This is a genomic window from Psychrobacter glacincola, assembly GCF_965118485.1.
Classification (GTDB): Bacteria; Pseudomonadota; Gammaproteobacteria; order Pseudomonadales; family Moraxellaceae; genus Psychrobacter; species Psychrobacter glacincola_D.
Window position 1 is genome coordinate 60,361 of record NZ_CBCPJH010000012.1, and the last position, 24,143, is coordinate 84,503.

Annotated in this window: 20 protein-coding genes, 2 tRNA genes and 1 pseudogene; 13 read left to right on the forward strand and 10 right to left on the reverse strand. The window is 40.6% G+C overall.

Translation table 11 applies throughout. The features are described from left to right. The first annotated feature begins 3 nt into the window (after positions 1-3). Complete coding sequence (locus ACMHKH_RS06470) at positions 4-696, forward strand: DUF1345 domain-containing protein (RefSeq protein ID WP_413519820.1); 693 nt, start codon at positions 4-6, stop codon at positions 694-696. Positions 697-718: 22 nt separating this feature from the next. Here ACMHKH_RS06470 and ACMHKH_RS06475 read toward each other — a convergent pair whose 3' ends face one another. From ACMHKH_RS06475 to ACMHKH_RS06485, 3 genes are read right to left on the reverse strand one after another with little or no spacing between them, the layout of a single operon-like run. Beyond that, positions 719-2,023, reverse strand: a complete 1,305-nt coding sequence (locus ACMHKH_RS06475) for a sensor histidine kinase (RefSeq protein ID WP_413519821.1) — start codon at positions 2,021-2,023, stop codon at positions 719-721. A gap of 47 nt (positions 2,024-2,070) precedes the next feature. Then, a complete protein-coding gene (locus ACMHKH_RS06480; RefSeq protein WP_413519822.1) occupies positions 2,071-2,757 on the reverse strand; it encodes a response regulator transcription factor in 687 nt (228 codons plus the stop codon). 41 nt (positions 2,758-2,798) lie between these two features. Beyond that, positions 2,799-4,487, reverse strand: a complete 1,689-nt coding sequence (locus tag ACMHKH_RS06485; RefSeq protein ID WP_413519823.1) for a phosphoethanolamine transferase — start codon at positions 4,485-4,487, stop codon at positions 2,799-2,801. A gap of 126 nt (positions 4,488-4,613) precedes the next feature. Between ACMHKH_RS06485 and ACMHKH_RS06490 the strand changes: the two genes are divergently transcribed. From ACMHKH_RS06490 to ACMHKH_RS06510, 5 genes are all read left to right on the forward strand, one after another. Beyond that, positions 4,614-5,111, forward strand: a complete 498-nt coding sequence (locus ACMHKH_RS06490; RefSeq protein ID WP_413519824.1) for a hypothetical protein — start codon at positions 4,614-4,616, stop codon at positions 5,109-5,111. 99 nt (positions 5,112-5,210) lie between these two features. Then, positions 5,211-6,206, forward strand: a complete 996-nt coding sequence (locus ACMHKH_RS06495; protein WP_413519825.1) for a phosphatase PAP2 family protein — start codon at positions 5,211-5,213, stop codon at positions 6,204-6,206. A 447-nt stretch (positions 6,207-6,653) separates the two neighbouring features. Beyond that, positions 6,654-8,414: a TrkH family potassium uptake protein gene (locus ACMHKH_RS06500; RefSeq protein ID WP_413519826.1), complete on the forward strand. Its 1,761-nt coding sequence runs from the start codon at positions 6,654-6,656 to the stop codon at positions 8,412-8,414. 48 nt (positions 8,415-8,462) lie between these two features. Next, positions 8,463-9,164: a potassium channel family protein gene (locus ACMHKH_RS06505; protein WP_413519827.1), complete on the forward strand. Its 702-nt coding sequence runs from the start codon at positions 8,463-8,465 to the stop codon at positions 9,162-9,164. 18 nt (positions 9,165-9,182) lie between these two features. Beyond that, the gene (locus ACMHKH_RS06510; protein ID WP_413519828.1) at positions 9,183-9,728 is read left to right on the forward strand and encodes a DUF3124 domain-containing protein; all 546 of its coding nucleotides are present in this window, start codon (positions 9,183-9,185) and stop codon (positions 9,726-9,728) included. A gap of 40 nt (positions 9,729-9,768) precedes the next feature. On the opposite strand, the gene ACMHKH_RS06515 is transcribed toward ACMHKH_RS06510, so the two are convergent. Together ACMHKH_RS06515 and ACMHKH_RS06520 are read right to left on the reverse strand one after the other, a co-directional pair. Then, on the reverse strand, positions 9,769-10,710 hold the full coding sequence (locus tag ACMHKH_RS06515; RefSeq protein WP_413519829.1) for a DMT family transporter: 942 nt from the start codon (positions 10,708-10,710) through the stop codon (positions 9,769-9,771). A gap of 51 nt (positions 10,711-10,761) precedes the next feature. Further along, positions 10,762-11,283: pseudogene (locus ACMHKH_RS06520) on the reverse strand (M48 family metallopeptidase); the annotation flags it as partial. A gap of 269 nt (positions 11,284-11,552) precedes the next feature. Here ACMHKH_RS06520 and ACMHKH_RS06525 point away from each other — a divergent pair. From ACMHKH_RS06525 to ACMHKH_RS06535, 3 genes are all read left to right on the forward strand, one after another. Next, positions 11,553-11,628 (forward strand) — tRNA-Asn (locus ACMHKH_RS06525). A gap of 191 nt (positions 11,629-11,819) precedes the next feature. Continuing rightward, entirely contained in the window at positions 11,820-12,149 is a 330-nt protein-coding gene (locus tag ACMHKH_RS06530; RefSeq protein ID WP_413519830.1) for a CopG family transcriptional regulator, read from the forward strand. A 175-nt stretch (positions 12,150-12,324) separates the two neighbouring features. After that, positions 12,325-13,059 carry a hypothetical protein gene (locus ACMHKH_RS06535; RefSeq protein WP_413519831.1) on the forward strand — a complete coding sequence of 245 codons (735 nt, stop codon included), beginning with the start codon at positions 12,325-12,327 and terminating at the stop codon, positions 13,057-13,059. A 110-nt stretch (positions 13,060-13,169) separates the two neighbouring features. On the opposite strand, the gene ACMHKH_RS06540 is transcribed toward ACMHKH_RS06535, so the two are convergent. The 4 genes from ACMHKH_RS06540 to ACMHKH_RS06555 all read right to left on the reverse strand — a co-directional run bounded on the left by ACMHKH_RS06540 (position 13,170) and on the right by ACMHKH_RS06555 (position 17,648). Continuing rightward, on the reverse strand, positions 13,170-13,943 hold the full coding sequence (locus ACMHKH_RS06540) for a hypothetical protein (RefSeq protein ID WP_413519832.1): 774 nt from the start codon (positions 13,941-13,943) through the stop codon (positions 13,170-13,172). Positions 13,944-14,212: 269 nt separating this feature from the next. Next, positions 14,213-14,303, reverse strand: a tRNA-Ser gene (locus ACMHKH_RS06545). 92 nt (positions 14,304-14,395) lie between these two features. After that, positions 14,396-15,571, reverse strand: coding sequence for a type I glyceraldehyde-3-phosphate dehydrogenase (locus ACMHKH_RS06550; protein WP_413519833.1), 1,176 nt, complete (start codon positions 15,569-15,571; stop codon positions 14,396-14,398). A gap of 139 nt (positions 15,572-15,710) precedes the next feature. Further along, a complete protein-coding gene (locus tag ACMHKH_RS06555) occupies positions 15,711-17,648 on the reverse strand; it encodes an AAA family ATPase (RefSeq protein WP_413519834.1) in 1,938 nt (645 codons plus the stop codon). Positions 17,649-17,932: 284 nt separating this feature from the next. Between ACMHKH_RS06555 and ACMHKH_RS06560 the strand changes: the two genes are divergently transcribed. The 3 genes from ACMHKH_RS06560 to ACMHKH_RS06570 all read left to right on the forward strand — a co-directional run bounded on the left by ACMHKH_RS06560 (position 17,933) and on the right by ACMHKH_RS06570 (position 21,847). Next, a complete protein-coding gene (locus tag ACMHKH_RS06560) occupies positions 17,933-19,459 on the forward strand; it encodes an aldehyde dehydrogenase family protein (protein ID WP_413519835.1) in 1,527 nt (508 codons plus the stop codon). Between the two features lie 140 nt (positions 19,460-19,599). Continuing rightward, complete coding sequence (locus tag ACMHKH_RS06565) at positions 19,600-19,926, forward strand: DUF779 domain-containing protein (RefSeq protein WP_413519836.1); 327 nt, start codon at positions 19,600-19,602, stop codon at positions 19,924-19,926. Positions 19,927-20,188: 262 nt separating this feature from the next. Then, positions 20,189-21,847 (forward strand): GMC family oxidoreductase, encoded by a 1,659-nt coding sequence (locus ACMHKH_RS06570; protein WP_413519837.1) that lies wholly within the window; start codon positions 20,189-20,191, stop codon positions 21,845-21,847. A gap of 48 nt (positions 21,848-21,895) precedes the next feature. Here ACMHKH_RS06570 and ACMHKH_RS06575 read toward each other — a convergent pair whose 3' ends face one another. After that, positions 21,896-22,930 (reverse strand): NERD domain-containing protein, encoded by a 1,035-nt coding sequence (locus ACMHKH_RS06575; protein ID WP_413519838.1) that lies wholly within the window; start codon positions 22,928-22,930, stop codon positions 21,896-21,898. A gap of 260 nt (positions 22,931-23,190) precedes the next feature. Between ACMHKH_RS06575 and ACMHKH_RS06580 the strand changes: the two genes are divergently transcribed. Further along, positions 23,191-23,793, forward strand: coding sequence for a YceI family protein (locus ACMHKH_RS06580; protein WP_413519839.1), 603 nt, complete (start codon positions 23,191-23,193; stop codon positions 23,791-23,793). Positions 23,794-24,143 lie beyond the last annotated feature (350 nt).

Genomic DNA, 24,143 nt, shown 5'->3' on the forward strand with positions numbered 1-24,143 from the left:
ACTATGACAAGAGTATCAAATATGTTTCTTAGCCATTGGCGCTTATTAGGCAGTCTATTAGGTGGGGCAATTATTGGCTTAATAGTAGCGGCAATATGGCCACTCTCTTTTAGTACCCGCTTTATTATTGGTTGGGACAGTGCTATTTTGATCTATATTGTTAGTATCATTATGATGATGCGCGCTAATACCATTCATGGTCACCTAAACGAAGATCATGAAGGCAAAGTAATCATCTTGAGCCTCATCAGTACTGCAAGTTTAATCTGTTTATTAGCGATCTTTAGGCAAACTCAGATTGGCAAAGACTATCAAGGTACGGCACGCATTTTAATTATTGCACTTACAGTAAGTACTATTTTTATTACTTGGCTGATGATACAAGTCATTTTTGCTATGCAATACGCTTATTTGTATTTCTCTAAACAACGTAGCGAATCAAATCTACCTTTTATGTTTCCTGAGGCAATGGTTGAGGATAAGGGTAGCAGCGCTGAGTCAGCAACCCTAGTAAACGCTAAGTTTGAAGATTTCTTTTATTGTGCAGTTGCCATTGGTACTTCAGGCCAAACTGCTGATATTGCTTTTACTTCAAAGGCAGGTAGAAAGCTTGCTACCCTACACAGCATCATCGCCTTCGTATTTAATTTGGTTATTATCTCTTTGTTAATTAATATTATAGCCAGCTATATATAATTAATTTGAGATTTGGACAATCCTACTTGTAATAAATACTAAACGTACTACCACCTGTAGCATTGTCTTGGTGGATAAGCTCCCAGTCCATATGAGTCATAATACGTTGCACAATACTTAGACCCAAACCGCTACCTTCTACCTGATCGCTTGTATTTATGTCATTCAGACGCTCAAACCTCTCATAGAGTAAAGGCATCATAATTTCTGGAATACCAAGACCAGTATCAGTCACTATGATTTTTTCAGCATCGATAGCGACAATGACTTCACCATCATCTGTGTATTGAAAAGCGTTCTTTATTAAATTGCCCAATGCCATTTTTAGCAGCTCAGGGCGCACATTTGCTATGTAGTCCTGCTCAGCGACTACTTTGCAACTTACGGGTTTATGACGCAGCAAATATTGTAAGCGTGATACTTCATTAAGGGCAATGGTGTTGATAGAGGTTGGCGGTGTATCCAGCTGTTCAGGCGCGCGCGATAATAGTAATAAAGCACTGATTATCTCTGAAGTTTCTTTGGCGGTCGTACTAATACGATTGGCAAATTCGCTCAGGCGACTGTTGGTTTCAAGTTGAGAGGCTAATACCTCTGATGCACCCATGATAATGGTCAATGGTGTGCGCAATTCATGACTGACATCGCCGGTAAACAACTGCTCACGTTGTAGATATTGCTCTAATTTATGATTTTTTTCATCGATAGCTCGTGCTAATACCCCAACCTCTGAGGGTAAATGGGTTAATTCGGTTAAGTTTTGATGATCGGTTTCTACCGCTTGCTTTAAATCTAGTAAAGGCTTGATGATTTGCTTAGACGATAAATGCGAGAATAGCGCGGCAATAAGCAAGCTCAAAATAACTGCAACTTTCAGCGTATCTACAAATATATCCTCTAACTCTTCGAAGATAGCTAAAACCGGATAGTTTTCCATCACCATCTCAGTATCTTCTAAATAGGTCAAAATATAATTCTGGTTATTTTTTTGATAGGCAAAAAAATGAAGGTTGGTCTCAGTTTTGCCTACTTGATTATTCACGGTCACCCGCATCTCTTGAACGGTTCCGTTCGCTAGCGTTTTTAAATTCTCAGGCGCACGATCATAACGATAAATCTTAATACCAGGATTTGCGGTATAGACAGCCTGCTTACCTTCTTTTTCTTGACTGAGTTGTAGCTGTTGTATAAGACGCCCTTTCACTAAGTCTTGTTCGATTCGCATCTCAGCATACATAAAAATACTGACGAAAGTGGTGCTCAGCAGTAAGGCAAATAAAAAGTATGAAATTCGAAACTTATTAGCGATGGAGTCTATAGTGAACATGGCAGGTGCTTATTTAGGTATAAAAACAAAGTGTGAAAGACGATGTTTTATAAATTATCAGGATTAACTATTTGATAGCCAACGCCTGCTATAGTTATTATCATGGGCTTAGCGAACGGCTTATCAACCTGCGCCCGTACACTATGTAGGTGGGTGCGCAAAGCATCACTACTTGGAATGTCTTGTCCCCATACCTTTTCCTCAAGCTCAGTTTTACTAACCACCCGAGGCGACGCACTCATTAAAATGAGTAAGATTTTGAATCCTGTTGGCGTTAGTTTCAGCAGTTTATCTTCTCGTTTGATACTGTGTTCCTCGGTATTTAGAGACAGCTTGCCAACTTCAATAGTATGTTGAAAATGTTCATCCTGATTACGACGTATCAGTGCTTTGATACGTGCTTCTAATTCAACCAATGAGAAAGGTTTGACCAAATAATCATCAGCACCACTATCAAACCCTGCCACTTTATCCAAAACAGTATCACGCGCGGTTAGCATCAATACGGGCGTTTTATCATGTAATTCTTCTCTAAGCGTTTTGCATAGCTTAGTACCGTCCATACCGGGTAGCATGACGTCTAGCAATATAACGTCGTAACGATTGCTTGAAGCAAGTGCCAAGCCACTTAGTCCATTATGGGCATTGTCCAGCTCAAAGCCCTTTGGTTCAAAAAAAGCATAAATATTTGCTACGATATCAGGATTGTCTTCAATGACAAGTATTTTGTGCATAAAAGCCTCGTGTATGAATGCTGTTTTTTTAGAGCACTGCTTTACTTAAAGAAAGTTGGTGCTGATGCAACCTCTTGAGTCGTTATATTAAAAAACCTCAGTAGGGTTGGCGTAATAAAATCATGTGATACTGGCTGATCGGTCATGCTAGAGAGGCTGTTATTATCGATGCTATTGCCATTAGGCGACCAGATAATCACTGGTACCTGCTTTTGAGCCTTTGGTGCAATACTATACGGCAAGCCATGTAAATAGACGTTATTTTCACCTAAACTCTCTCCATGGTCACTAATATATACCATCACCACGTCGTACTCTTGCTCATAGGGTTTTAGCTTATCGATAATGGTATTTAAAAAGTAATCTGTGTAGCGAATTGCATTGTCATAACCGTTGATGACGGATTCTCTGTCACATTTAGAGAGCTCATTAGTCATACAGGCTGGCTTATATTCTTCAAATGCTTTGGGATAGCGCTTGTAATAGGCAGGACCATGATTGCCCATTTGATGTAGTAAAATGAGTGTATCTTTTGGAGTTGTATCTGACTTGACCAACTTATCAAAACCGTTAAGCATGCCAATATCGCGACACTCAATATCACAGTTAGGGTTTGTATCAGGGGTTCTATAGTCCTCAAAAGTGACGCGGTCTGCCACGCCTTTAGAGCTAGAGTTATTGTCTCGCCAGATAACATTGACGCCTTGTTTGTTGAGAGTATCCAGAACGTTTTCATGATACTCAGCAGTGTCTATGTCGTAGTCTTCTCGGTTTGCATAACTGAACATACAAGGTACTGAATACGCAGTTGACGTGCCACAAGAGGTTGCATCTTTGAAGCTATAAATATCAGCTTGCTTGGCCAGTAGCGGCATCGTATCGCGCTTATAACCGTTTAAGCCAATATGGTCAGCACGAACTGTTTCACCGACTACGAACACCATCAGCTTAGGTTTTACACTGCCAACCGTACTTGTCCGCTTAGCATCTACAGCGTGAGCAGTCATCGTATCAGGGCGACGCAATTCATCGATATAATCAGTACCGAGTTTGATGGCTGAATAAATAGGCGTAATGGGATTGGTATAACTACGCACCATTTTATGCTGGCGGAAGAAGCTGGCATACTGGTCACCAAACGGCAATAGGCAAACTGCTATCAACACAATAGACAAAATCAAGGTCATTGCCTTTTGTGCGATTGAGCGACCTATAGACAAACGCTTTATACGAATCTTACTGATAATAAAAGCAGGTAGCACCCCTAATAATAGCAGTCGAATAACAAAGCTTGGTGCCATCAAACCCATCGCCTCTGCTTGGTCAGTCTGTAAGCTATTGACCAACATACCGCTATCAAATATCGTTCCGTAGCCATCGGTAAAATAACCACATATGGCCGCGATAATGAGCATTATACTCAGCACAGGCTTTGCTATCGGGCGGTAGCATAATAGCTGAAACAATAACCACATCAACCCAAACAGTAAGCCAGTAAGAGATATAATAAAGCCAACATTGTCAGCAAACGGATATATAGCGAGTACTTGCTCAAAAAAGCCAATATTTGCCGTAGCAACCAGATATAGCACCACCACTATAATCAAATAGGCAAGATTGACCTCACGATTATAGAATTTTCTTTTCTCGCTGGTCCCATTATTAGTCGTCACAGGACCTATATTATTGGCTTCTGCAACACTGGCATCAGTAACTGAGTGTTTTGACATACACGGACTTCTTAATAAAATGAGAGAGGAATGTATTCGATAAAATAGCATGTACTGCGTTAAGAAGGTGTTAAGAGTGCTAGTTAACAGATTTGATATTTTAAAAACTAAAAAGAGGCTGCTCGAATGGCTATTAAAAAACTACTCCTTGTTTTGCCCGTCATTTTGCCCATGGCGTTGGGTTCTGTCAGTGCGCTGGCGATGGTCGGCGAAGTTACTGGCGATACGACTTGCACTACAGTGTCATTGAGCAATAAAAAAGCGTTGAAAAAAACACCTTGTCATTTTGAAGGTAGTGTAGGCGCTAGCATGGTCTACGCGGTTCAGCAGCTTAATTTTACAACAGCATCAAATGAGACGTTTTCAACTGTCAATAATGCCAGTTTTAGATTTGGTGATCATGCAGAGATGCTCGATTTAGAAGAAACTATCAGCATAAATGACAAACCAGCAGAGGTCATAAAACTTGACTCACGTACTCTAAAAAGATTAACTAAAATTGAGATTGATAATCTGCATAAAAAGAAAAATCCTGATTTCTCCAAGGTTTTACAATGCTTTAAGCCTATCAAGAAAAATACTGCTTTTTGTATTCCGTATGGTTTAATTTATGGTATGTCATAAGGTAAGCAATACGCTTAATGAGAACTGAAATTTTGCCTCTATAACTGGCTTAAATGACCTGGATTTACAACAACTGTTTCAACAAGAGACTTCTTACTAATGATTACTCTCATTCAAAAAAATCAGCAGTTATTCATTTTAGGAGCTCTAATTCTATTCGTGATGATTGTGTTATGGGCTTTGCAGTATGGGATTATTCGTTATGGTCAGACAGTATTAACTCAGACACTGCGATATTGGGCGGTGCTTAAACAGTATTTGAGTCGAAGCAAACGACTTATTCGATTAAGAAATAACTATCCAAAAATATATCATGCTTTATCACAAAGACTTCATATACAGCACTTTTACGGCTTACCTCTGACACTTTTAATTCTGGTCATGGGTTATATTCTCTCTTTATTTTTTGGCTTGGTTGAAGATGTCGTTACGTCAGATACTATCGTGGCAATGGACTACTTTGCATCACATCAGATGAGTATGCTGAGTGAGTCGCCTATCGTAAAATTTTTCATCCTGATTACCAGCTTCGCCTCCACTGCAACTACCTGTTTGATTATATTTCTCACCTGTGTTCTATGCTGGGTAATTCGCCAGCGTTACATAGTAATTGGGCTAATGGTCGCCACTCTAGGAAGCACGGTTTTTACCTTCCTCAGTAAACTATTATTCCATCGCGATCGACCAGCAGATATTTTGCTATTCGAGCGGACAGATTCCTTTCCAAGTGGACATGCGACGGTTACAGTTGCCTTGTATGGATTTCTTGCTTACCTAGTTATTCGTTTTAGCCACAGCTTTACTCGGCAAGTCCGTGTATTGGTGATTACTGTATTTTTTTCTATATTGGTAGGTTTAAGCAGGATTGTACTCAATGAGCACTATTTAAGTGATGTATTAGGAGGCTATTTGGTCGGCGCATTATGGCTCACGGTAGCGATGAGTGTGACAGAGTGGCTAGGAGCGAGTCATAGAATTGATTGGCAAACAGAATGGTCGGTTGCTAATATTCGTCTTGTCTGGCTGAGTATTGTATGTGTCATCATTGGCACAGTGTTATATGCAGCACTTTATCAATTTCCACTCTTACTATAAATAAAAAACATTAAGACACGAAAATTGTTTATAATACCTGACAACTTAAGGGGTAATTTATAACAAACGATTTATTTATAGTTCAAGCACTAGCAACCTGTTTTTTAATTGTTGGATTAGCAGTTATTTTGGTCATGAAATTTAATTTAATGCATCTTACAGTTTTATAGCGAATATCAACAGTAAGATTAAAGCCTATCTAGGGCTTTTTTTATGCCTGTTATTTGAGTATAAACAGCTCTGGTAGGAAGTAAATGCTGGTTATCATAACCATCCAAACAAATTTTTATTCTTATACAAGCTCTATTACAACAACTGTCCATATATTCTTAAGAAATTTTTGTCATAAAAATTATAACTGGTTACGATTATTAAAAATTAGTTTTAGTGAATAATAGAAAAAAGGAGTATAAATATGCTATTTACCTCCCTGTCTGGATATAGGCTATGCACCCAGCCCTACCGTATCGGTTATTGAACAAGCTTACTATTTTTATTAGTCTAATCGGAGTCGGAGTTGCTTTAATCGATAGTGGATTTACCCTATCAACTTTGCTACAGCATATTTTTCACCTTTTTTATCTAACCATCATTTTACTAGGGTTTATCGCCACGATTTGGCGCTATCTACGCGCAAAGACGCGGCTCGCTGTCAATAAAGTAGCGATTTTTGATTTACTAGCCAGTGTCGCTATTTTTCTTTTATTGGCAATACATTTCACTGAATTGGCACGCTCAGGGCTATCGATGCCCGTTGATGGCTTTATTGCGATTAAGATTGCCGTGTTTGTCACTTTCATTCGGGAAATATCCGACAATAACTTTAGTCTGAATCGTACCTTTTTAAACCCCGGTCAGTTTTTTATCTTGAGTTTTTTAGCAGTGGTGTTGGTAGGATCTTTGATGCTGATGATGCCTAATGCCACTAATGAGCCAATCACTTTTATTGACGCCTTATTTACGGCGACCAGTGCGGTCTGCGTCACAGGGCTGATTGTGGTGGATACGGCAACGCGTTTTACTACTTTTGGACAAGTGATTATCATAGGGCTGATTCAAATTGGTGGCTTAGGAATTTTGACCTTTGTGACTTATTTTAGTTACTTTTTTAAAGGTGGTGTCAGTTATGAGACCCAGCTCAGTATCAGTGAGATGAATTTTTCACGGCGTTTGGGCGATATGGTATCAACCTTAAAGTCTATTCTGTATGTCACCTTTGGCGTTGAAGCACTGGCTGCGATGCTCATTTATATCAGTATTTACGATTTACCGGGTATGAGCTTCTCTGAACGGCTGTTTTTTTCTGTGTTTCATGCCATCTCTGCCTTTTGTAATGCGGGATTCTCAACATTCAGTGCTGGCTTATATGATGAGTCACTACGCTTTAACTATCCGTTACAGCTGATTATTAGTACTACCTTCTTATTTGGCGGCATGGGATTTTTGATTGTCGCCAACCTACTGCGCTATCTACGTCACCGTACCCAAAGGGCGCTCCATCCTCATGATCCACGTTATGGCTATCAGCCATGGCTGCTCAGTATTAATAGTCGTATTACCCTGATTACCTCGGGTTCTTTACTATTAATCGGACTGATTGGAGTATTGATGTTTGAATATAACGGCATATTGGCTGAGCATAGCAGTTTTTATGGCAAGGTCATCACGGGGTTATTTACCGCTGCGACCCCGCGCACAGCAGGGTTTAATATTGCAGATATGGATGCCTTAGCGTTCCCCACCATTATGCTGACCATTTTTTTGATGTGGATTGGAGCTTCGCCAAATTCGACGGGCGGTGGTATCAAAACCAGCACCCTTGCTATTGCGGTCTTAAATACTTTGAGCTTAGCGCGCGGTCAGACCAAAGTTGAAGTATTCCAACGTGAGATTGCCGACATTTCTATTCGCCGTGCGTTTTCAATTATGTGGTTGTCACTATTGGTCATTGGACTGGGCGTGACGCTCATCAGTTACGATCAGCCCGAGCTTGATTTGATTAAAGTTGTTTTTGAATGCTTTTCAGCATACAGCACGGTGGGTCTCAGCTTAAACTTGACCGCTGATTTGTCAACTTTTAGCAAGCTTGTCGTCTCTGTGATTATGTTTGTTGGGCGTGTCGGCATGTTGACTATTTTTGTTGCCCTACTTAAAAACAGGCATCAACGTAACTACCGTTATCCAACCGAAGAGATTACTATTAACTAATCGTGCCCTATTGTTGTATTTACGATTGTATAAGTGCCAAGGAATATTATGAAATATATCATCGCAGGTTTGGGAAGTTTTGGCTCATCGCTCGGGATGGCACTGACCAGCCAAGGTCATGAGGTCATTGCTATCGATAGCAGCATGCAAAAGGTTGAAGCTTATAAAGAGCTTATCACTCATACTATCTGCATGGATGCCACTGATGAGTATACGGTCAACGGCCTACCGATTATGGATACGGATATTGTCGTGGTGGCAATTGGTGAAGACCAAGGGGCAAATGTAATGGCGACAGCGCTGTTTAAAACCTTGAAAGCCAAGCGTTTAATCAGTCGTAGTATCAACCCCCTGCACGAAAAAGTCCTACAGGCGATTGGGGTTGACGATATTTTTCATCCCGAAAAAGAATCAGCGATGCGCTGGGCAAAACGGTTGTCGCTACGCTATTTCGTCGACTCGTTTAGTTTGACTGAACACTTTAGTATCGTTGAGATTAGTATCCCAGATGTTTTAATTGGCAAAACAATCGCAGCCTTACAAATGCAGCAGAAATTTAATCTTAAATTGCTCAGCACCATGCGCTATGAGCATTATGAAGACAGCTTTGGTCGCAACCAACGCAAGCCCGATATCCAAGGTTTAGCAACGCCCGAGCAAGTGCTGCAAGCAGACGATGTGCTAGTAGTATATGGCGCCAATAAACATATCAATCAGTTTTTGCGTAGTGTTGGGGTTAAAGTACACTAATCGATAGAGGGTAATGTTATGAATAAATGTCGCATATCCGTGCTATGTATCGCAGGCTTGCTACTATTTAGCGGCTGTGATGCGTCAAAACAAGACCCAAATGTCATGTTTTCAGAAGAACATCAAGATCCTATTAAAGAGCTTGAGAACAGCTCAAAAAAAGTGGATCACAGCCAGTTTGGCTATAAACAAACCTTTTATGTGCCGATTTATTCAGACATTTATACTGATAGAGATAATCGCAAAGTATTATTATCAGCGACCTTGAGCGTACGCAATACGACCTTAGACAAATCACTATATATTAATAAAATTGATTATTACGGCACCCATGGCGAGCTTGTAAAGTCATACTTAACAGAAACCATTGAGCTACCAGCGATGGCAACTTTAAATTATATCGTCGAAAAAGAAGAGGATAAAGGCGGTTCGGGCGCGAACTTTATTATTGAAGTCGAAGGTATAGATGAAACCGTTACGCCAGTCATTGAAGCCGTTATGATTGGTAATTTCAGTAATAAAGGCTTTGCTTTTAGTACAGAAGGTACGCCAGTGGCGCAATAATACAGATTCAAGCTCATCATTACATTTCCATGCTGCTACTTTACTTTTTTTCTACTGCTATCGTCATTTTTATCCCACCATAGGTAACTAATATGACGCCAAGCGTTATTAATGAAGCGCCCAGAAACAATCCCTCTGGTGGGCTTTCACCTTGTAAAAAAATAGCGACAGGCACACCAACCACTGCTCCTATGGCACCTAATAAGCTCAATAATACCGGTCCACCTGTTTTTTGTAATAAGAACAATAATAAAAATTGACCGGCAAAAACGAATGCCTGTATGGTAATTAAACCAAACGGTAAAAACTCAGTCATCGGAACAGCAAGCGAATAATGAGGAGCAATGCTCACCAGAGCTAGCAGCACTGACGCTGCAATCAGCATACCAGGAGCTAACGCGCTAGGAGCGAGATTATTTGGCCAATAAAGCGTCCGATAAATATTACCAATCGCTAATAAAACGGGACCACAAAGGGTCAATACAATCCAAAAAATACTGGCATCCGGCGCAGAAAACTTACGCGCCGCCAATACCCCTACTCCAGCAAGTGCAGTAACCACACCAAATGCACGCAGTTTGGTAAATGGTTCTATACGTAAAATTATCGCGGCAAGGTAAGTGAGGAGCGGCGGCAAGGAAATAGTCAAAGCGACAAAGCTTGCACCGACGTGCGGAACCGCTGAGAAAAATATCAAATTAGAGCCTGCAACACTCACTAATGCTGCAATCAAATAATATTTTAGCGTAGGCTTATTTAAAGGCGGTAATTCATGACGTAGAAACGCATAAGTGGATAAGATAAATGCAGCGCCTGTAATAGACCAAAACAGAAAGGCCAGTGGCGTCAGACCTATCTCGCCCGTATATTTTGCCAAATTGGTAGAGATGCCGATTAAAGCGCCGCCGGTTAATAAACAAAGTAAAGGAATCAGCCATATTTTTTTATTATTAGAAGTTCCCTGCTGCTTTGATGTACTCATAAACTGATTACTCTATTTCTAAATTCATCTAATATTGTCAACCAAGATAGATTAGCATTCACGCCAATGTAACCACAAACGCGTATCAAGTTCCAACTGATGATAATCAGGCTCCATATGACAGCACAGCTGATAGAAAGCTTTGTTATGCTCTTGCTCTTTAAAATGTGCCAACTCATGGACAACAATCATCCGTAAAAACTCAGGCGGTGCTTCTTTGAATAAGCTTGCCACCGTGATGCTATTGTGCGATTTAAGCTTGCTACCTTGCACGCGGGACTGATAAGTATGAATACCTAGCGCATGCTTAAGCACCGTAAGCTTACTGTTATAAGTCACTTGGGTTAGCGGATTACTTTTACGCATATACTGACTTTTTATGTCATTAATATAGTGATATAACGCTTTATCGTTTTGTATTTGGTGTCTATCTGGATAGTTTTTATCTAAATAGTCACCCAATCTGCCACTACTAATCAGCATGGCAGCTTGGCTTTGGATATGCTCAGAATAATGAGCAATATATTTTAAGGTGGTCACTACTTTTATCCTTTCTCTTTGCTGCTTTAGATGTTTCTTTAGCCATTATAGGTTAAAAAGACTTTTTACTCTGGCATAAAGCGCTTACCCTCTCATTGAGTGATGCTATTTTTTATTAAAATAGTTAAAATGAGATGGTTATAGTCAATATTTGCATCGATTATGACATTATTCATAATTAATCTCAGAATAAGGTTGACAGCCCACAGCTACTTGGCTAAAATGTGCCCCACATAACGCAAACAAGACAAGCAATAGCGCTTATCAAAGCTTTTGCAAAACTTATCGTTATTACCAATTATTCTCCAATAGCTCAGTTGGTAGAGCAACGGACTGTTAATCCGTGTGTCCCTGGTTCGAGCCCAGGTTGGAGAGCCATATATGAAGAAGCCTCTATCATTTATTTGATGGAGGTTTTTTTATGTCTGATGTTTAGCACACTTTTAATATGGCTATTAATACAGCGCCGGTGTTCTTTTAGCGACTTTTGTTGTATGGTAAAGGCAGATGTATCCAAGTTGGCGTTGCCTGAGTGCTTTATCCCTACTCACTAATAGTAATGGTTTATTATGATACCTGTACGTATAAAAAATAAATTTTCTGATCATCCGCAAAAAATCATGCGCCCTATCAGTATTCGCCTCTCTGAAGAGATGATTACGCTTTTAACGGCGACCGCAGCAGAGCTCGGTTTTAAGCGTATTCAAGGCTTGATTCGTCTCTACGTCCGTCAGGGACTTGACCGTGATCATCAAGACTATACACTTGCTCATGATGAAGTTTTTATTGAGACATTGCGCAAAAAAGGCGTCAGCCAGCGCATTATCGATGAGGCAATTGTGGTCACTCACAATAACAATATCACTCACCCACTCTCTGAGTTACAAGAGAAGCAGTAGCTTTTAAGTAATTAATATTTAAAATAGTCATAAAGACTGAGTTAACTTAATGGTGCTCGGTCTTTTTTATGATTAAAATTCACGCTTACCATTATTCAGTGATAAATAAACATACACAATCTTTAGAGCCGATAGATTAAGATAAAGGCCATTGTTGATTATACAGAGGTATCAGATGATTGGTTTATCAACACGTTTAAGCAAAATGATGGCTTTGATTCTGAGCTTAGGACTGACGTCAGCTATTTATGGCTGCTCACAGCCGCCAGTCGATCCTAGTAAGCAGACCATACCGACTAACTCTGATCAATGGCAAGAGGCATTGGGCGAGACCTTTGAGCGTTTACCTGAAGCAGATAGAAAACTGCTCAGCCGTTATATGCTGCGTATGAAGCTCAGTAGCGCTTATGATTCAGGTGCGATGCCTCGCATTACCATTAAAAAAGCCTTAAGCCAACAGCGCGAATATGAACGCTTGCACCCTAATAATCCAACTGGTAAAAAAAGCCCAGTTGTTACCAGTCAGAATATAGAAGCTGCCAATAATCTAAACTATCCTGTCGATTTATTACCGGTAAAAACCAGCGATAGTGATAGCTTAAATCAAGTCAAGCTGCAGTTTATGCTGTCTAATCACGGCAAAGTCGCCATCGAGAGCTTTAAAGGCACATTAACCATGCAGGACAAGCGTTTGACCAAAGATAAACGCTTCAATGTACCGTTGACCCAGTTTGAACCGCCTATCGCTCCAGAGCAATCTGGCAAAATAATAATCGACAGTAGTATTGAAGATATTAATGTCATGCGTGCCATTAAAAATAACACTGGGGTCAGCATTGAAATTACTGAGGGTAAAATGGTTTTAGTAGATGGTCAGGAAATCGAGTTCGATGAGATGCTAGCTAAATAACATAAGAATCTCAAAAGAGATAAAGACTTCGCATAAAAAAAGCCCCAATCAGTAATGATTGGGGCTTTTTTTACTCAAGTTTATATCATAGTATTCATTGTTTGAGGGTATTAGCTAATAAAAACGCTACTTTTCTTTTTCGTACTGTCCGTACCAAGATATATCAATTCATTATCTTCATCTACTAATGCAACTCCTGTATGAGTCTCTCCTGCATCATAACAAGGAGATGCACCAAAAGTCACGGTACTTACATAGTAACGACCTGAGATAGATGGTGTAAACTTACCTGTCATAGTGCAGCCTTCGTCGTCATTTCCAGTAAAATTACCATTAGGGTCAAATGTAATTGTTGAATTCCCTGCTCCTGAAACATCAGTTATATACGAGTCTCCATTGTACGTTTTACCATTAATCATAGCTAAGGTTTGTTTTCTAGCTGATAAAGCTTCGTCATAGCCCACATTGTAATTTATCGTTTTTTCATTTTGTTCTGAAAACGTTCCAGTGAAAGCTTTTGATGGTTTACTATTGCCTGTAATTGTAGCATCACGACTATTTCTTCCTATTTCTTTATCAAAAGAATAGTTTTTTACTAAGGCTGTAAACTTACTATTATTAAATACTACTGAGTCGTTACTTCTCATAAAGCCTATAAAAATTTCTTTTTCCGAATAAATAAACCATAACCTATTATCATCATCAACTAAGCCTTCTAAATACTCTCCTTCATCTGTAGAACCTGTATATATACCGGGAGTTAGCTTAACAGTCTGTGTTGGATCAGGATTAGGGTTAGTTGTAGAGTCAAAATCAGAGTCATCATCACCGCCACAACCTAAAAGAACAGTGCCAGCTAATAAATACATTGCTATCTTCTTCATCGGAGTATCCTCAGGTTATTTAACTACAAAGTAATATTAAGTATATTAAGTATATTAAACGACCATTTCATTATATTCATAAAATGAAATATATACTAACTATTTAATTCTTGATTTTCACAATTTTTGTAACACTCAAGCTTCATATAAATATAAACGGCTAATCGAAAAGATATGAAACTAATAAGCATAAATTTAAAAGCTATATAAAAAGCCATTTTTTAAGCATAAAAAAACCCCAATCATTGCTGATTAGGGTTTTTCGAATTTGGCGGAGACGGAGAGATTCGAACTCTCGAAGGGCTATTAACCCTTGTCGGTTTTCAAGACCGGTGCATTCAACCGCTCTGCCACGTCTCCATTTGTGCATCATTATAACGATCTGAAATGATAATGCAAGCAGTTATATTAAAAAAGTTAAATTAATTTCTTAACTGCTTATAATCTCTAGTTTAAGATTTTCTTGAGGCAAGATGTAAGCACATATCAAGCATACGATTGGCATAACCCCATTCATTGTCATACCAAGCAAAAACCTTGTATTGATTGCCCACTTGCATCAGCTGCTGACCATCGATAATCAGTGATTCAGTCTGATGGATAAAGTCACTTGAGACCAGCGGCTCGTCCGTATAGTCCATGATCGTCGCTAAATGCGCCTGACTCGCTGATTTTAACACCTCACGTATCGCATCAATACTGACACCTGCCTTTTCAAATACAAAGGTCACATCGATAGCGGCGACATCAATCGTTGGCACGCGAATAGAGTGACCATTTATCTTACCTACCATATTTGGTAGCACGCTCTCCGTAGCAGCGATACTACTTGAAGTGGTTGGAATAATATTATAACCAGACGCGCGCGCGCGTCTTAGATCACGGTGTGCTTGATCGAGGACAGTTTGATCGGCGGTTACTGCATGAATCTCAGTCATCATCGCCGATTCAACCCCAAATGCCTTATCAAGGGTATCGATAAGCGGCACGAGCGCCTGAGTGGTACAAGAGACACTAGAGATAATCGGCAAATCACGTGTTAAAGTGTCACTATTGACACCCATCACGATGCAAGCATCGACATCATTAAAGGGCGCCGCACCTATAATCACTTGCTTAGCACCTGCCTTTATATGCAAGCTTGCCTGCTCATAAGAGCGATAATTTCCAGTACACTCAAGCACCACATCGACCTGTAAGTCTTCCCATGGCAGTGTTTCTGGGTTCTCTCTTGATAATAAACGGATGCAGTAAGTCAGATTGTTTTTGGTCAAGCACAGCTGAATGTCATTTTTTGCTGTCGCACAGGGTTTTTGCTGATGATCGGTAAAGCCATCTTGCACGATATCGGCGGTCACGCCAAGCTGGCTTAAACGCCCATGCGTGCTATCAAACCTAAGTAAGTGCAATAAGGTTTCAGCGGGCGCTAAATCATTAATCGCCACCACATGAATAGCGCGTCCTAACACCTCAAAGCGCTCTAATAACGCGCGCAATACATTACGTCCAATACGACCAAAACCATTGATAGCCACTCTTAAAGGCTGAGTCTGGTCACTGGTCCTATGAAACCCTGCTGTAGCAGGATTAGATGTCAAACGGTAAGTAGCACTAGAAAAATCAGGCATAACAAATAATCGCTATAAAGGGATATGAAAAAAGAGTTGAAAGAAAATTGAGCGCTACCAAGACCTACTATCAATATGCAGTAAGCAACAAGGCGATAAGCAAATGACTGTTAATAAAATTTAAGCAATTTAGAATTTACTAGGGCGTGATAAAAATTAGCGCCAAGCGAATATTATTGTAATCAATAGCTTGTTTTAAATGCTCGTATATTGGGCGTAGCTTAATACTACCATCATCATTAAAGTCATTGGGGTTATTAGCGACTTTAATTGCCACATAAGCATTACCTACTGCCGTCATCACCTCATCCTCTGGACGCAAATGGTCACAAGCAAGACTTGAATCTTGAGATTTTAGCTCACCAATATGACGCATGATAGTCGCTTGTGATAACTGCCGCTCTTGCGATATCTCAGCGATAGATAAGCTCTCTTCTAATAATACTCGTGTGGCGAGCAAGGTACTGTCAGACTTATCAGAAACTTGATTGCCCAGCTTCTGCTTTTTGTCTATTTGCGCTTGGTTTTGCTCACGGCGTTTTTTTTGTAGATTCGCATAAGCATCAATCACTGATTTGCTCAATGTACCGCCTGATTTAAGAATAAACTTCTCATGTGCCTGCGTCATGCTCTCTTCATCAAGCATCGCATAATTGGCATCAGCCTCATCAGACAGCACTAAAAAGCGCTTATCTGCGCCGCGCGCTAATGGGTCAAGCTGTAAGCTCATGTCATTCATACCCAGCAACTGTAGACCTGCCAGCGACTTTAGCCTTGATAATGCCACATAACCTTGCCCAAGCTCAAAGGTACGCGACAAATCAATCTCAGCGGCTTCCAGTGTCATGCCTTGCGACTTATGAATGGTAATTGCCCATGCGAGGCACAGTGGCACTTGCTCGTAGCTTGCCAGTACTTCACCTGTTTCGTCTTCGATAATCCACTCTTCCGGCTCAGCGATAACCTCACGCCCAGTATTTAACCTAACCACTGGCATTTTTTGTGTGGTTGGCTTTTTAGTTTTTGGCTGCTTTTTATCACTGTCTTTATCTTTGGTGGCTTTTTTACCTTTACCTTTTATAGTCTTATCACTATCAATACTTTCATCATCGGCTTCAATCAAATCATCACTATTGTCTTTATCATCATCAATTTTGACAGCAGCAAAACCAATCAGCTCGCCCATCGTACCGTTAGATACGCCAAGCTCAGTATTGTTTTTAATAAACATTACTTTTGAGCCAACTTTTAATACCAAATCATCCTGAGTACGGACGGTCTTTTTTAGGGTCTCAACCAGTTTAGTATCACCAACAGACGTAGCTTCAAAGCGCATCATCTCACCAGATAAATCAGCCAGTTCTTTATCATTAATTTTATTAACATTAAGGTTATGGGTATAAAGACGGGTGCGCTTAATATCAACATTTTGATCAAAAGTGGCTTCTAAAGCAGCAATCGCCTCAAAAGTCACTTCTTGGCGGCGGATTTGATTAAGAATATCGTCTAAATCAAGTCCACCATTGGCCGCTTCGCTGACTTGACGATGTTGCTCGGATAAATAGCAGATGTGAAACTTAGCATCGAGCCACGCTTCAGACATAAAGGCGAATTTCTCACGATTGCTCTCGCCCTTGCTACCAATCGGTGGCAACTGAAAAAAGTCTCCTGCCACCACTACTTGGATACCACCAAAGGCTTTATCATTCTTACGCACATGCTTAAGTACTTGGCTGACCAAATTAATCTGCTTGGCATGCAGCATTGATATCTCGTCAATAATCAATACTGCCGTATCTTTTAAACGGTCTGCCAAAAACTGCTTTCGCGACAAATTGGTCAAGTCGCGATCGGTTAGCTCATCCTTGATACCGATACCTGACCAGCTATGAATCGTTGTGCCGCTCATATGCGTTGCGGCGATTCCGGTACTGGCAGTAACGGCAACCGGCACCCGACGCGCACGCAGATAGTCGATATATTGGTTAAGGGTATAAGTCTTACCTGAACCTGCTGAGCCAGTCAAAAAGACATTTTGACCTGTTTTTAAGATATCAAGAGCAGAAGATTGACGCATATATCCAAACCAACCAAGATTATAAGAAAAGAAAGCTGCCATGATTACAGGGCTAACCACGACGAGCTAAAAGTATTTGAGCTCAATTATAACAGCTACATTCATTTTGCGAACCACTTTAACCATCCTACCTCACATAACTTTAAGTTATATGATACAAACCATATCATTATAAAAAGTCATTATCACTTCGAGCCAAAGCTCAGTACGATAGAGTCATAGCTTGGTCAGGATGGCCAACTAAATCTGTCTATATAACCATAATACACAACAAGGAATCGTTCATGTTATACGCCTATCCTAATACTGAAAATAGTCCCGTCCAATTCCGCGAAAAATATGACAACTTCATCAATGGTGAATGGGTCGCACCACTCGATGGTGAATACTTTGACAACTCAAGTCCCATCGACGGTAAAATCTTCTGCCAAATCGCACGCTCAAAAGAAGCAGATGTCGAAGCCGCGCTAGATGCCGCTCATGCTGCCAAAGACGCTTGGGGCAAAACTAGTGTCACTGAACGCTCTAATATGTTGCTCAAACTTGCCGACGGTATCGAAGCCAACTTAGAAGCTATCGCTATCGCTGAAAGCTATGAAAATGGTAAACCCGTACGCGAAACCCTCGCCGCTGATATTCCCATCGCCATTGATCATTTGCGTTATTTCGCTGGTGTTATCCGTGCACAAGAAGGCGGCATTAGCCAAATTGATGAAGATACCGTCGCCTATCATTTCCATGAACCTTTAGGTGTCGTCGGTCAAATCATTCCTTGGAACTTCCCTATTCTAATGGCGATTTGGAAAATTGCTCCTGCACTTGCAGCGGGTAACTGTGTCGTCCTCAAGCCTGCCGAGCAAACGCCTGCTTCTGTTTTATATATGCTTGACTTAATAGGTGCGGCGGACATTCTGCCTAAAGGCGTATTGAACGTCATTAACGGCTTCGGTGTAGAAGCCGGTAAGCCAATTGCTTCTAACCCCCGTATTGATAAAGTATCCTTTACTGGTGAGACCACGACTGGTCGCTTAATTATGCAATACGCCAGTGAAAATATCATTCCTGTGACTTTAGAGCTAGGTGGCAAGAGTCCTAATATTTTCTTTGCCGATATCATGGATGAGGACGATGAGTTCTTAGATAAAGCCGTCGAAGGCTTGGTGATGTTTGCGCTAAACCAAGGCGAAGTCTGTACTTGTCCATCACGCGCGCTCGTGCACGAAAGCATTTATGATGAATTTATGAAACGCTGTATTGCCCGTGTTAAAGCCATCAAAATGGGTAATCCGCTCGATACTGATACCATGATTGGTGCACAAGCCAGCTCAGATCAGTTAGAAAAAATCCTATCTTATCTTGATATCGGTAAAAAAGAAGGCGCTAAAGTCCTCGTCGGTGGTGAACTTGCCAAACATGATGGCGATATGGCGAACGGTTATTACGTACAGCCAACTATCTTTGAAGGCACCAATGATATGCGCGTGTTCCAAGAAGAAATCTTTGGTCCTGTACTAGCCGTTACTACTTTTAAAGATGATGAAGAAGCGATGGCGCTCGCCAACGATACTTTATACGGTCTTGGTGCTGGTGTCTGGACACGTAATGGTACTCGTGCTTATCGTTTCGGTCGTGGCATTAAAGCCGGTCGCGTTTGGACCAACTGCTATCATCTCTACCCTGCGCATTCAGCGTTTGGCGGTTATAAGCAGTCTGGTATCGGTCGTGAAAACCATCTAATGATGCTTGATCATTATCAGCAAACCAAAAACATGCTAGTGTCATACAGTCCTAAAGCGATGGGCTTCTTTTAATCTAAAACGTTGTACTTAGCTATAAATGTACAGGCATAGTTTAGATAAATACATGCAATCTATCGTAAGATAGATTGCATTTTTGCCTTAATAAAGCAGCGATAGGAACGAGCTATCCATAAAATAATAAGGAAATTATTATGAACGTCACAGCGACAGAATCCTGTAAAGAGCTAATCGAACTACTGAAATCCAAGCATGGCGAATTGATGTTTCATCTATCAGGTGGCTGCTGTGATGGTAGCTCGCCGATGTGCTATCCATTAGGCGAATTTAAAGTTGGCGGGCAAGATGTCCTCATCGGTGAGCTTGCTGGCTGTCCGTTTTATATGGGCAAGCCGCAATATAAACTATGGCAACATACCGATTTAACCATTGATGTGGTTAATGGTCGCGGAGCCAGTTTTTCCTTAGAAATACCCGAAGGCAAACGCTTTATCGTACGCTCAGAAGTCTGTGCGGTATAACCATTTCTCTTAAAAAACTCGTATTAGCAGGATAAGTAATATAAATCTTTTAGCAAAAAGAAAAATTAACAAAGATTATTCCAATATAGTTTTATTCTAAGTAGTTCCATTCTAGATAGTTCTTTTTTATATTGAACAGGCTATATTATTTAAGCAAAATGATAGATACTCTAAGAGATCAATTATTTTTAAACACTTTTCTATGATGAGTCTGTCTTAATATAGATGTTTCAATCAGCATGGATGCTACAAGGAATAAGAAATGGAATTTGATGGAAAATTTGATTACGTCATCGTTGGTGGTGGTTCGGCAGGCTGCGTGCTTGCTAGCCGCCTGACCGAAAACCCAGATATCAGTGTTTGTTTATTAGAATACGGTGGTGAGGGTAAAGACTTAGCAGTTCGCGTGCCTGCCGGACTGATTTTAATGGTACCGGGAAAACCGCTTAAATTAAACAACTGGTGCTTTCATACTACCCCGCAAACTCACCTCAATAACCGTCGCGGCTTTCAACCACGTGGGCAATGCTTAGGCGGCTCATCCGCTATTAATGCGATGATTTATACGCGTGGCAGTGCGCTAGATTATGAACACTGGGTCGAGCAAGGCTGTACTGGTTGGGGGTTTGACGATGTGCTACCCTATTTTATCAAATCAGAGAATAACATTCATGGTAGCGATGAGCTCCATGGCGATAGCGGACCGCTGCATGTTAGTGACTTACTTAGTCCACGCGACATCTCAAAAGCATTTGTCGAAGCGGCCGTTGCCAATGGTCTTGACCGTAATGAGGATTTTAATGGCAAAAAGCAAGACGGTGCAGGACTGTATCAAGTCACGCATTTTCATGGTGAAAAACAAGGTCAACGCTGCTCTGCCGCTGCCGCTTACCTGCATCCGGTACAAAGCCGACCCAATCTAACCGTTATTACCCATGCGCAAGCTAACCGCGTTATCATTGAAGACAAACAAGCGACTGGTGTGGTCTATGAAAAAGATGGCGTTGAACATATCATTATGGCACGTCATGAAGTAATACTATCAGGCGGTGCTTTTGGTTCGCCTAAAGTCCTAATGTTATCAGGTATTGGTCCTGCTGAGCATTTGCAGTCTCACGGCATCGATGTGGTGGTAGATGCGCCCGAAGTTGGCGGTAATCTACAAGATCATCTGGATGTGGTATTTGATTACGAGGTGAATACCACCGATGTCATCGGTATTGGCATGGCGACGCTTTCAACCCTAACCAAAGCTATCCGGCAGTGGAGAAAAGATGGTACAGGCCTCTTGTCTACCAACTATGCCGAAGCGGGCGCGTTCTTTAGTGTCGGTGATGACCCAAAAGAATGGCCAAATACCCAATTACATTTTGTCATATCTCGCGTGATTGAACATGGTCGTGATCTTAGACGCGGCTTTGCCGTTTCATGCCATAGCTGCTACTTACGCCCTGAAAGCCGAGGCACGGTCAGGCTCGATACTGCCAACCCCTCTGACGCGGTATTGATCGATCCAAACTATCTCTCGCATCCAAAAGATGTTGAATATATGGTTGCAGGCGCGGAACGTACGCGCGCTATTATGCAAGAATCACCAATCGCCAAATATATCACTGAGGATTACCCTGCTCCATATATCGAAAAAGATGGCATGCTCGGCTATATCCGTAATAAGTCAGATACCATTTATCATCCTGTCGGTACTTGCCGGATGGGCTCAGATGAGAGTTCAGTGGTCGATTTAGATTTAAAAGTCCGCGGCGTAACCAACTTACGTGTCATTGATGCGTCAGTCATGCCGACATTAATCAGTGCAAATACCAATGCGCCAACGATTATGATTGCTGAAAAACTGGCAGACCTAATTAAGACAGATTTTATAAAGGCAAATAATAGCCACAAAGAGTCAGTGGTTGCCTGACATCTCTTGGAATAACAATTGAGCTTAAAATAAAAAATTATTTTGGGCTCAATTTTTATTAACTACCCCACGACATTTTGGAAATTGAAGACAACCATAAAAAAATTGACCTTGTCTCGCACCTTTTTTTGCCATGCGCTGAACCATTTCACCATGACAGTTTGGACAATTAGGCACTTGTACCAAGTTATCAGGAATTTGCTTAATAAATGCAGCTTCGTGAGCTTGATTTTTAGACTCGAATTCAGACTCTAGCAGTTGAAATGGAGTGATAAAGATATTGTCATGATTGTTAGGCTGTTCGTTGAGTAGATTTTTATCGATAGGCAGAATCATGAATTCATCAACGGCAATGGATTCAACCTCCGTTTGACCAGACCAACGGCGCACTTCTCTACTTTTCAAGGTAGCTCTTTTAGCAGTTTCTTTTACTATCGGCTCAGATGTAGGCTCATTAGTAATTTTAGCAACTGACTGACCATTAGAGTTACTGCTTTGCTGATTTTTTGAATTGCTATGCTTATCTTTTAGATAGGCTTTATGTGCTTTATTAGTGCGCCAAGACTTGCTAAACCTATTGCTTTCAATCTGCTCAACGATAGCCCTGACTTCTTCGTCGGTTAATAACTTATCTTGTTTTTTCTTCACATAAGATGCCATGCCGCTCGTTAATACATGCTCAGGCAATTCATCGCGGGTTTTTAGCTCACACTCACCGATGAATGCAATCATTGAGTGAAAATACTGCGGCTCCAAGCCTAATAAATCTGCGAGCGTCTTAATATGCAAGTAGTTTTGGCGCAATGGGTTTTGAAATTTGTATTTACTGCCGTTTGGGAACGATTGCGTCCACTGTCTTTGCGTCTCACTACCAAATATCCAGCCTTTATAGTTTTTGGTTTCGATAACAAAGATGCCATACATGGAGACGATGACATGGTCGATTTGGGTACTGCCACCATTGGCTAATGGCAAGGTGATATTGTTCAGGCGATGATAAACGTCTTTTTCAAGCTTTAGCCACATGGCGATGTTGATGACTGTTTCACCCAAAATACCTTTGAAGCTGGACATGAGGGACATAATATTTTTCCGAAAAAATGATAAAAATACTCATAATTATTAAAGTAGCATGCTGTCTGTCTTAAACCATTTACCTAAAATATTTCAAGCGCTTATAACTTTAATAGTACATTGAAACCGTTTAATTGTAGTAGGATCTTGCCTTACTATAGTTGATTGATTTTAAAAAGAATAGAGCACTGATATAATTGCTATAGAAACACTTGAATTAAATTATTTTACCTACTGCTATACCTCCTATTTCTCTTTGGATTAGATATATGACCACACCTGTCACCTCTTTGCTAAAAATTACACTAAGCAGCTGCCTACTATTATCACTGCCAGTTATGGGATTGGCGGCGACCGTTCCACAAAAATGGAAACTGGACGTCCCAAAGACCAACGTAGAATTTGAGGTTAAGTATTTGGGTAAAGCCACCACTGACGGTAAGTTTAATAAAGTAAATGGTGCCATCAATTATGACGTTAATAAACCAGCAAGCACGACCATTAACTTTACCGTTTTTACCGATAGTATCGATACTGAGCGCGGCTTGAGAGATTCATTTTTGCGCCGAAAGGAGCTTTTGAATACGAAGCAATATCCGACGATGACTTTTGTTTCTAAAAAAGTTAGTATGATAAATGCTAAAGAAGCCAATGTAACTGGTGATTTTACAGTATTGGGTCAAACTAGACCTTTGACGGTGAGAGTAACATTATCAGATGTAGAGAACGATCCTGTTACCTCTAAACCTACTTTAAAATTCCGTGCAACGGGTTTGGTAGATCGTTATAGCTACGGTGTTACAGCTTTCCCAAAAATGATTAGCAATATCATTCCTCTTGAGATATCAGGAAAATTGATTGCTGCTAATTAAGCTAAGAAAACCTTAAAGAAGCCCAAAAAAAAGAGTTAATAGAATTCTAGTAACTCTTTTTTAGTTTGAAGTTTAAATGTTTTAAAAGTTAGAAAAAGATAAAAAGATTAGCCTCTAGATATGAGTGCTTTAAAAGTGGGGAAATATGCGAAGCATGAGTCAGTTTTCTTTAATGGTTTCGCTCTGCGCTTTACTCAAGCATAGCTTTCGCCTTGCGCTCAAATAAAGCAGTGCTTTGCTATTACCTCGCTCACCCTCGCGTACACACGTTCATTATGACTTTACTCTAAACAATTCCTCATAGCACTGGCAAATAACTGCTAAGCAGCCTTCCAAAAACTTATCATCAA

Bases quoted from the DNA above. Each gene is read 5' to 3' on its own strand.
- ACMHKH_RS06500 (WP_413519826.1), top strand. From the start codon at position 6,654: ATGCACCCAGCCCTACCGTATCGGTTATTGAACAAGCTTACTATTTTT.
- ACMHKH_RS06505 (WP_413519827.1), top strand. From the start codon at position 8,463: ATGAAATATATCATCGCAGGTTTGGGAAGTTTTGGCTCATCGCTCGGG.
- ACMHKH_RS06515 (WP_413519829.1), bottom strand. From the start codon at position 10,710: ATGAGTACATCAAAGCAGCAGGGAACTTCTAATAATAAAAAAATATGG.
- ACMHKH_RS06470 (WP_413519820.1), top strand. From the start codon at position 4: ATGACAAGAGTATCAAATATGTTTCTTAGCCATTGGCGCTTATTAGGC.
- ACMHKH_RS06530 (WP_413519830.1), top strand. From the start codon at position 11,820: ATGATACCTGTACGTATAAAAAATAAATTTTCTGATCATCCGCAAAAA.
- ACMHKH_RS06475 (WP_413519821.1), bottom strand. From the start codon at position 2,023: ATGTTCACTATAGACTCCATCGCTAATAAGTTTCGAATTTCATACTTT.
- ACMHKH_RS06535 (WP_413519831.1), top strand. From the start codon at position 12,325: ATGATTGGTTTATCAACACGTTTAAGCAAAATGATGGCTTTGATTCTG.
- ACMHKH_RS06550 (WP_413519833.1), bottom strand. From the start codon at position 15,571: ATGCCTGATTTTTCTAGTGCTACTTACCGTTTGACATCTAATCCTGCT.
- ACMHKH_RS06480 (WP_413519822.1), bottom strand. From the start codon at position 2,757: ATGCACAAAATACTTGTCATTGAAGACAATCCTGATATCGTAGCAAAT.
- ACMHKH_RS06560 (WP_413519835.1), top strand. From the start codon at position 17,933: ATGTTATACGCCTATCCTAATACTGAAAATAGTCCCGTCCAATTCCGC.
- ACMHKH_RS06555 (WP_413519834.1), bottom strand. From the start codon at position 17,648: ATGCGTCAATCTTCTGCTCTTGATATCTTAAAAACAGGTCAAAATGTC.
- ACMHKH_RS06510 (WP_413519828.1), top strand. From the start codon at position 9,183: ATGAATAAATGTCGCATATCCGTGCTATGTATCGCAGGCTTGCTACTA.
- ACMHKH_RS06485 (WP_413519823.1), bottom strand. From the start codon at position 4,487: ATGTCAAAACACTCAGTTACTGATGCCAGTGTTGCAGAAGCCAATAAT.
- ACMHKH_RS06490 (WP_413519824.1), top strand. From the start codon at position 4,614: ATGGCTATTAAAAAACTACTCCTTGTTTTGCCCGTCATTTTGCCCATG.
- ACMHKH_RS06540 (WP_413519832.1), bottom strand. From the start codon at position 13,943: ATGAAGAAGATAGCAATGTATTTATTAGCTGGCACTGTTCTTTTAGGT.
- ACMHKH_RS06565 (WP_413519836.1), top strand. From the start codon at position 19,600: ATGAACGTCACAGCGACAGAATCCTGTAAAGAGCTAATCGAACTACTG.
- ACMHKH_RS06495 (WP_413519825.1), top strand. From the start codon at position 5,211: ATGATTACTCTCATTCAAAAAAATCAGCAGTTATTCATTTTAGGAGCT.
- ACMHKH_RS06575 (WP_413519838.1), bottom strand. From the start codon at position 22,930: ATGTCCCTCATGTCCAGCTTCAAAGGTATTTTGGGTGAAACAGTCATC.
- ACMHKH_RS06580 (WP_413519839.1), top strand. From the start codon at position 23,191: ATGACCACACCTGTCACCTCTTTGCTAAAAATTACACTAAGCAGCTGC.
- ACMHKH_RS06570 (WP_413519837.1), top strand. From the start codon at position 20,189: ATGGAATTTGATGGAAAATTTGATTACGTCATCGTTGGTGGTGGTTCG.